Below are 8629 nucleotides of genomic sequence, written 5' to 3' on the forward strand. Positions count from 1 at the left end.
CTAGGCCTTGACGCCCCGACGCAAAAGCGCGGCCTTGACCAGTCCGGCGAACAGGGGATGCGGCCGGGTGGGACGCGAACTCAGCTCGGGGTGGGCCTGGGTGGAGACATAGTACGGGTGTGTCTGCGCGGGCAGTTCCACGAACTCAACCAGCTTGCCGTCCGTGGTGGTGCCCGATACGACCAGACCGGCAGCCTCAAGCTTCTCCCGGTACTCGTTATTGACTTCGTAGCGGTGGCGGTGGCGCTCACTCACAGCGGTGCGGCCGTACGTCTTGGCGATGACGGACCCGTCCTTCAGCGTCGCATCCCACAGGCCCAGGCGCATGGTGCCGCCCATATCGCCCTCACCGGCGACGATTTCGAGCTGTTCGGCCATGGTGGCGATGACCGGGAACTCGGTCTCGGGATCGAACTCAGTGGACGAAGCACCCTTCAGGCCCACAACATTGCGGGCGAATTCGATCACCATGCACTGCAGGCCGAGGCACAGGCCGAGCGTCGGCACCCCGTTCTCACGCGCGTGGCGCAGGGCTCCGAGCTTGCCCTCCAACCCGCGGATGCCGAAGCCGCCTGGCACACAGATAGCGTCAGCGCCGTCAAGTGCCTTCGCCGCGCCTTCCGGCGTGGCGCACTCATCCGAGGGCACCCAGCGGATCTGTACCTTGGCCTTGTTCGCGAACCCGCCGGCACGCAGCGCTTCCGTCACGGACAGGTACGCGTCCGGCAGGTCGATGTACTTGCCGACCAGCGCGATTTCCACGTGGTGCTTCGGGTGGTGTACAGCGTCCAGGAGCTTGTTCCACTTGGTCCAGTTGACGTCCTTGAACTTCAGGTCGAGGGCCTGAACGATGTAGGCGTCGAGTCCCTGCGCGTGGAGCGTCTTGGGGATGTCGTAGATGCTCGGGGCGTCCGCTGCGTTGACCACCGCGTCGATATCGACGTCGCACATGCGGCCGATTTTCTCGCGCATGGCGTCCGGGACCTCGCGGTCGGAGCGGATGACGATGGCGTCCGGCTGGATACCGATTGAGCGCAGCATCGCCACTGAGTGCTGCGTGGGTTTGGTCTTCAGTTCCTGCGAGGGTCCGATGTAGGGCACCAGGGACACGTGCAGGAAGAAGACGTTGTTGCGGCCGATGTCCTGCCGCACCTGCCGTGCGGACTCGAGGAACGGCTGGGATTCGATGTCGCCGACGGTGCCGCCGATCTCGGTGATGATGACGTCAGGCGCCTTGCGGCCCCCTGTCGGTTCGGCGGGCAGGCGCATGCGGCGCTTGATCTCGTCCGTGATGTGCGGGATGACCTGCACGGTGTCGCCCAGGTACTCGCCGCGGCGTTCCTTGGCGATGACAGTGGAGTACACCTGACCGGTGGTGACGTTGGCTGACCCATCGAGGCTCTCATCGAGGAAACGCTCATAGTGGCCGATATCGAGGTCGGTCTCAGCGCCGTCGTCGGTCACGAAGACCTCGCCGTGCTGGAAGGGGTTCATGGTGCCGGGATCAACGTTCAGATACGGATCCAGCTTCTGCATGGTTACGGACAAACCTCGCGCCCGCAGCAGGTGGCCGAGGCTGGAAGCTGTCAGACCCTTACCGAGAGAAGACGCCACACCACCGGTGACGAAGATGTGCTTGGTAGTCTTGGCGGACTTTTGGAACCGGGAGATTGTTTGCTGCACCACGGAGTTCGAGCCTATCACCTGGCGGCTGTCCGCGCTGCATCAAGCAGCAGTTCCTCGGCGTGTGCCTGAGCACTGGCCGACTCCTCCTGGCCGGCCAGCATGCGAGCCAGCTCGCGTACCCGTTCCGACTCCGGGAGGACCTCGACGTCGCTGGCGGTGAAGCCGCCGTCGGCTGCCCGGGTCTTGGTCACCCGGATATGGTGCGATGCAAATGCTGCCACCTGCGGCAGGTGCGTGACCACCACAACCTGGACGTGCTGGGCGAGCATGGCCAGGCGGCGCCCGATTTCGACGGCGGCCTTCCCGCCTACCCCCGCGTCCACTTCGTCGAAGACAAAGGTGGGGACGGGGTCGACGGCGGCGAGAACCACCTCTATTGCCAGCATCACTCTCGACAGTTCACCGCCCGAGGCGCCCTTGCCCAACGGGCGCGGCGCTGAACCGGCGTGCGGCTGCAGGGAGAAGGAGACCTCGTCCGCTCCTGATGCTCCCGGCGTGCCGCCGGACGTTACATCGATGATGAGCTTCGCGTCTGGCATCGCGAGGGCAGTGAGCTCATCGCTGACACGCACGGCAAGGTCATCGGCAGCAGCTCGACGCAATCGGCTCAGAACCCGTGCTTCCTCAACCAGCCGGTTTTCCAGCGTGGCGGCTTCCTGCTGGAGCCCTTCGATCCGGTCCGAGTCGCCGCTGATCTCATCGAGGCGCTCCCGTCCAACGGATGCCCACTCGATCACCTCATTGACGGACGGCGCGTACTTGCGGATGAGGACATTGAGGTCTGCCCGGCGGGCCTCGACCTCTGCCAGCCGTCCCGGTCCCTCCGAGTCCAGGGATGATGCGTAACCGGCCAGCTCTGTTGAAATATCCGCCAGGATGTACCCGACTTCCGCGAGCCGCTCAGCCAGAGATCCCAGTTCAGCGTCATGAGCGCCGACCGCTTCCAGCTGCCGCTTCGCCGCATCCACCAGAGTGGTGGCGTCGCCCGTTTCCGGGAACTCACCGGAGACCAGCGCCTGATGTGCCGCCGCCGCAGCAGTGCGAAGCTCCTCAACGTTGCCGAGCTTCATCGCTTCGGCTTTCAGGGTCTCGTCCTCCCCCGCTTGGGGGTCGATTGCATCGATCTCCTCGAGCGCTGCCTGCAGCGACTCCGCTTCCCGCAGCCGGTCGCGTTCCGCGCTCCGCAGCCCCTCCAGGTCAGCGGTGACCTCCCGCCAGCGACGGTAGGCCGCCTGGTAGGAAGCCAGGGCGTCCGCCAGTTCGGCACCGCCGAACTTGTCCAACGCCTCGCGCTGTGCTGCCGCGCCTCGCAGCCGCAGCTGATCCGACTGGCCGTGAACCACCACCAGCTTCTCCCCCACCTCAGCGAGGACGCCGGCGGGAGCTGACCTTCCGCCGACGTATGCGCGGCTCCGGCCGTCGCTGTTGACTGTGCGGGCAAGGATCAGTCCTGCGCCGCCGTCGTCGTCTTCCAGCTCACCGCCGGCTTCCACCGCGCGCTGGGCGGCAGCGCCTTCGGGGTCCACCCGCAGCAGGGCTTCCGCGGAGGCGTTCCTGGCGCCGAGGCGCACCGCGCCGGCATCCGAACGGGCACCCATCAGCAACCCCAACGCCGACAGGACCATGGTTTTGCCCGCGCCGGTCTCGCCGGTTACAACGCTGAATCCGGGCCCGAGGGAGAGCGTAGCGTCGGCGATGACACCGAGGTCGCGGATGCGGATTTCCTCGATCATCGGGCAGGCTCGCCGTCGTGGCTGACCGGACCGCGCCAGCCTTGGGTGGGCAACTCGAATTTGCGGACGAGCCGCTCCGAGAAGGGGGTCTGGTGCGTCCGCGCCAGACGGACCGGGATGTCGGACCGGGTTGCTTCGACGCGCGCTCCGGGTGGCAGGTCCACCGTGCGTCGTCCGTCGCACCAGAGGACCCCTGAAGCGTCTGTCCGGGTGAGGATCTCCACTGCCAGCAGCGATGTGGGTGCAACGACGAGCGGCTTGGCGAAGAGTGCGTGCGCGCTGATCGGAGCGACCAGGAGCGCCTCGACCTCCGGCCATACCACCGGCCCGCCGGACGAGAACGCGTATGCGGTGGAACCCGTGGGCGTGGCCAGCACGACGCCGTCGCAGCCGAATGAGCTGACCGGCCGGCCGTCGACTTCGAGGACCACCTCGATCATGCGTTCGCGGTTGGCTTTCTCGATCGCCGCCTCGTTGAGCGCCCAGGTCTGGGCAGCCAGCTGGTCACCGCGCCAGACCTGCACATCGATGGCCATCCGTTCCTCGACGGTGTAATCCTTGTCCACGACCCAGCGGACCGCTTCAGCGAGGTCGGCGCGCTCGCTCTCGGCGAGGAAGCCGACATGCCCAAGGTTCACGCCGAGCAGGGGAACATCCGTACCACGGACCAGCTCAGCGGCTCGGAGGATGGTCCCGTCGCCGCCGAGCACCATGCCCAGTTCGATTTCACTGAGCGTTACGTCCGTTCCGAGCGTTTCCGTGGGCGCAGCCAGAGTGCCGTATTCAGCCTGCATGTCCCGTAGTTCCTCGCCGCGCATGACCGGGCTCAACCCGGACGCATGCAGTCGCGTGCAGGCCTCCTGGGCAGCCGCCATGGCATCATGGCGTCCGGTGTGGGCGAGTACCAGTATGCGTCTAGTCATCAGGCTCCGTTGTATCAGGTAGGGACGGCCTCACGCATTGCCGCTCGTGCGAAACGCCGCGCTGCCGTCCACTATCTCGCGGGCCAGCCGATCTGCGTCCTTATCGATCCTAGGCACCAACGAGTTCGCCGGCACCTTCATCCACAGGAAGAACTCGACATTTCCGTTCTGGCCCGGGAGCGGGCTACGCGCGACGCCTTCGACTTCAAGGCCCACTTCCAGCGCGGAACGCACTACGCCGACGACGGCGCCGCGCCGCTGCTTCTCGTCCGTCACCACTCCGGTGCGGCTGAGTGCGCTCTTGCCCACCTCGAACTGCGGCTTGACCATCAGGACGAGGTCCCCGCCGCTCCGAGTCGCGTGCGCGAGCGGTTCCATCACGAGGGTCAGCGAAATAAATGAGAGATCGGCAACGGTCAGGTCAACCTGCCCGCCGATCTGCTCCCGGTCCAGGAACCGGACGTTGAGCCCTTCATGCACGCGTACCCGCGGATCATTGCGCAGCTGGTCGACAAGCTGCCCGTGCCCCACGTCCACGGCCACAACTTCGTTCGCTCCCCTCCGCAGCAGCACGTCTGTGAAGCCGCCGGTGGACGCTCCGGCGTCGAGGCACCGCTTGTCACGGACGTCAACACTGGAGAAAGCCTCAAGGGCGCCGTCCAGTTTATGACCGGCACGGCTGAGGTAGTCCGGGCTACCTCCTGCCCTGACAACCAGTTCGTCGCCGTCGGCGATTGCCGAGGAGGCCTTGGTCAGTACGACCCCGGAGCGCAGCACGCGCCCCGCTGTGATCAGCTGTGCTGCATGGGATCTGGAACGCGCCAGCCCCCGGGACACCAGCACCTGGTCGAGCCGCGCCACCGTCAGCCGTGCTCCGTGTTGAGCTCAGCGAGCAACTCGTCATGAAGCTGCTCGTACGCAGCGAGTGGGGCCGCCTCGTCCAAATCCGTCATGGAGTTGAGGTTGTTCAGCACCTGATCAACTGAAGCATCCCCCGTGGGTGATACCTCTGGAAAACGGGAGGGGCTGCTGTCCGGCGTCGAGGCCTGCTCGAAGGAAGATGGTTCAGCGGGTTCCACGGCGGCTCCTCACCGTTGTGTGTCCTCTTCCCCATCCGCGAATCTCAGCTGGGGCAAGGTTGGGGTGTCCTGCTGCGGACAAGCCGCCCACCATGCTGCGCAGCCTGCGCGCCAGACGTCCAGATTCTCGCGCCCACCGCCCATTATTACGACGCCGTCCTCAACCTTCGCGTAGGACTCACCGCAGGTGAAAACACCGTCCTGCTCGGTAGTGTCCGGATAGGGACGGTGCAGCTCACCGAGGTCAGCGACCAGGTAGGTCGGGCGTTCGTCTGTGACGGCGGCCAGCGCATTCGCTGCCGTATCAACGCCGGTCAGCACCAGCGCCGTCGCCATTCCAGCCCGGTTTCCGCCAAGGATGTCGGTGTCCAGGCGGTCGCCGACCACGAGCGCGTCCTCCACGCCAAGGTGTTTCGCCGCCGTCGTAAACAGCTGTGCTTCAGGCTTGCCTGCAACCAGCGGTCTCTTGCCGGTGGCAGCGCTCACCGCGGCCACGAGGGAGCCGTTCCCGGGCGCGATCCCACGGGCCTGCGGTATGGACATGTCTGTGTTCGTAGCGACCCACACGGCCCCTCCAGCAACCGCGAACGAAGCTTCGGCAAGGTCTTTCCATCCGAGCGAGGGCTCGAAACCCTGAATTACTGCGTTGGGAAGGGGGTCGGCAGTGGTTACCGGCACGAGTCCCTGGTCTGCAACATGCTGGGCAAGAACTGCGCTGCCAGTCACGAGCACCGTTGCGCCCTGCGGCACCTTTGTGGCGAGGAGTTCCGCACCCGCAAGCGCGGAACCGAAAACCTGCTCCGCCGCGGCAGGGGCACCCAACTCGCGAAGGTGTGCCGCTACTTCCGCGGAGGACCGGGACGCGTTGTTGGTGATGTACGCGAGGGCTACGCCAATGTCCCCCAGTTTCTCCAGCGCGTCGGTGGCACCGGGGATGGCCGACGGGCCCGCGTAGACCACGCCGTCCAGATCCGCGAGCACAGCACCGTAGCGGCGCGCCAGAACCGGCTCACTCACCATCACGATGCTCCTCGCTTGTGGCGTCATCCACGTCTTTGGTCTCGGGTTCGGGCTCCGGCTCGGTTTCTGAGGACCGTGAGTCTTCTCCAACTGACTCAGCGCTGTCTTCCTTCTCCGGAGAGGTGCCGACGCTTTCGACAGTTCCCCGCGCCGCGTTGCGGTCCAGCTCGGCAGCTTCGTCGTCGTCGACGAGGTCGATGATGTCGGGATCAGCAAATGCACCGACGCCGAGCGCGTTCTCGGCGACCTCCGCCTGGCGGCGCCAGGAGGCCGCTTCCTCCTCACGGCCGACCGCAGCAAGAGCGTCCGCATACGCACGGAACAGGCGCGGGCTGTAGCTGAATGCACGGTTCTTGGTCAGCTGCGGGATCTCCAGGGCCGCTACGGCGGCGTCCGCTTGGCCAAGGTCGGTCCGCGCTCCCGATTCAACGATCGCCAGCTCAACCTTCCCTGCGGCGTCGAGGGAGGATGCGTCCTCGGATTTGGCAAGATCGAGGGCACGGTCAGGACGGCCCAGTCCCCGCTCACAATCCGCCATGACAGGCAGGTGGACATTGGAGCCGCTGATCCGGCGGTAGGTACGGAATTCCCGCAGGGCCTCACCATAGTGGCCCGCAGCGTACGCAGTCAGGCCAACAGCTTCACGGACGACTGCGAGGCGTCCGCCACGACGGCTGGCTGCAAGTGCGTGCTGAAAAGCGAGCTCAGGCTCATCGTCGATGAGGCGCCCTGCCATCACGAGGTGCTTGGCTACCCAGAGAGCGCTTCGTTCCTCGAGATTGCGGATCTCTGCGCGGGTGATCTTGTCCAGCTCGCTTCCCGTGACATCTTCGTCAATTTCCGGCGAACGCTCACGGTCCGGCCGGTTGGCGCTCCGAAGGTCACGGGCGTTGTGCGGGCGGGCAAACGGTGCGTCCTCCGGACCTGTTTCCGCGGAGAAACGCTCGGGACCGCGAACGCGGTCCGTCTCACGCCGTTCCCCTCCGCGAGGTGTGTCACCATAGGTGCGGCCGGGACGGCGGTCGTCGCCGAAGCTCCGAGCCGGCCGGCGCTCATCATTGCGTGCGAAACTATCCCGGGTTGAGGAACTCCCGGCGTCGCGCGAGCCTGCACCCCTTGAGTACCCACCGCTGCTGCCCTCGCGGAATGAGCGGCGCTCGGTGCCGGCCTCGCGGGACCGGTTGTCCCCACCGGCCGGTCGCTCCCAACGCCGTCCTGCATCACCGGAGTCACGGCGTTCCTGATCCCGACCGGGACGACGCTCACCGCGCTGGCCCTCGCGGTCCTGCCAATTGCCTAGGCTACCTGCTTCACTACCCCTGCCGGCACCCCCGAAGTCCTTGCGCGGAGCGCGCTCACCTCGATCGTCGCGGCCACGCTGGCCGCCTTCGCGGGAGAATCCCCCCTCACGACGCTGGCCGCCCTCGCGGGAGAAACCGCCCTGACCGCCACCTTCACGACGGGGACCACCCTCACGGGAAAACCCGCCCTGACCGCCACCCTCACGACGCTGGCCGCCCTCACGGGAGAAACCGCCCTGACCGCCACCCTCACGACGGGGACCACCCTCACGGGAAAACCCGCCCTGGCCACCGCCCTCACGACGGGGACCACCCTCACGGGAAAACCCGCCCTGACCGCCACCCTCACGACGCTGGCCGCCCTCACGGGAGAAACCACCCTCACGGGATGGGCGGCCGGAACCGCGCTCGGAGCGTTCCTGGTATCGGGGACGGTCACCGGATCCAGGGGTACGTCGGCCAGCACCACGCTCGGCGCCGCCACTGGTGTTGCCGCCAGCACTGCGGCCACCCGAGTCCCCTCGTCGGGGACCCTCTCGTCGGTCCTCGCTCCGGCGCTGTTCGCCCTTGCGGTTGTCGTCGCGACGGTCTTCTCCGCGGTCGCGGAATGGTTCCCGGTCAGCCATGGCAGCAAAATTCCTCTCGTCATGAGCTGACCTGACGCTTTGCCGGACGCTCTCGCTGTTTATATGTGTCTAAGTTCCGGACTCCGGCCTGCGACGTTTCCATTGTAAGGAAAGCGCGCGGCGCACGTCCGTGCCGTTAAATGCCTGAGGCTCCGACGATACTGTCGGAGCCTCAGTGCTTGAGTGTTGTCCGGCGGTGTCCTACTCTCCCACACTCTCTCGGGTGCAGTACCATCGGCGCTGTGGGTCTTAGCTTCCGGG

The 8629-nt window shown here is 66.3% G+C and carries 7 protein-coding genes; all 7 read right to left on the reverse strand.

The features are described 5' to 3' along the window. From pyrG to AC4D2M_RS13875, 7 genes are read right to left on the reverse strand one after another with little or no spacing between them, the layout of a single operon-like run. A complete protein-coding gene (gene pyrG, locus AC4D2M_RS13845) occupies nucleotides 1-1704 on the reverse strand; it encodes a CTP synthase (RefSeq protein ID WP_490892472.1) in 1704 nt (567 codons plus the stop codon). Beyond that, nucleotides 1701-3419, reverse strand: coding sequence for a DNA repair protein RecN (recN, locus tag AC4D2M_RS13850; RefSeq protein WP_490892473.1), 1719 nt, complete (start codon nucleotides 3417-3419; stop codon nucleotides 1701-1703). The genes pyrG and recN overlap by 4 nt, the downstream gene beginning before the upstream one ends. After that, nucleotides 3416-4342 carry an NAD kinase gene (locus tag AC4D2M_RS13855; protein WP_490892474.1) on the reverse strand — a complete coding sequence of 309 codons (927 nt, stop codon included), beginning with the start codon at nucleotides 4340-4342 and terminating at the stop codon, nucleotides 3416-3418. The genes recN and AC4D2M_RS13855 overlap by 4 nt, the downstream gene beginning before the upstream one ends. 30 nt (nucleotides 4343-4372) lie before the next feature. Continuing rightward, nucleotides 4373-5203, reverse strand: a complete 831-nt coding sequence (locus tag AC4D2M_RS13860) for a TlyA family RNA methyltransferase (protein WP_490892475.1) — start codon at nucleotides 5201-5203, stop codon at nucleotides 4373-4375. 2 nt (nucleotides 5204-5205) lie between these two features. Next, nucleotides 5206-5421: a hypothetical protein gene (locus AC4D2M_RS13865; RefSeq protein WP_490892476.1), complete on the reverse strand. Its 216-nt coding sequence runs from the start codon at nucleotides 5419-5421 to the stop codon at nucleotides 5206-5208. A 9-nt stretch (nucleotides 5422-5430) separates the two neighbouring features. Beyond that, the gene (locus AC4D2M_RS13870) at nucleotides 5431-6441 is read right to left on the reverse strand and encodes an HAD-IIA family hydrolase (protein WP_490892477.1); all 1011 of its coding nucleotides are present in this window, start codon (nucleotides 6439-6441) and stop codon (nucleotides 5431-5433) included. Beyond that, nucleotides 6431-8368, reverse strand: coding sequence for a hypothetical protein (locus AC4D2M_RS13875; protein ID WP_490892478.1), 1938 nt, complete (start codon nucleotides 8366-8368; stop codon nucleotides 6431-6433). The genes AC4D2M_RS13870 and AC4D2M_RS13875 overlap by 11 nt, the downstream gene beginning before the upstream one ends. Nucleotides 8369-8629 lie beyond the last annotated feature (261 nt).

This window comes from Arthrobacter sp. TJ-270 (assembly GCF_058269075.1).

Coding starts and splice junctions, on each gene's coding strand:
- recN (WP_490892473.1), bottom strand. CDS start 3,419: ATGATCGAGGAAATCCGCATCCGCGACCTCGGTGTCATCGCCGACGCT.
- AC4D2M_RS13855 (WP_490892474.1), bottom strand. CDS start 4,342: ATGACTAGACGCATACTGGTACTCGCCCACACCGGACGCCATGATGCC.
- AC4D2M_RS13870 (WP_490892477.1), bottom strand. CDS start 6,441: ATGGTGAGTGAGCCGGTTCTGGCGCGCCGCTACGGTGCTGTGCTCGCG.
- AC4D2M_RS13875 (WP_490892478.1), bottom strand. CDS start 8,368: ATGGCTGACCGGGAACCATTCCGCGACCGCGGAGAAGACCGTCGCGAC.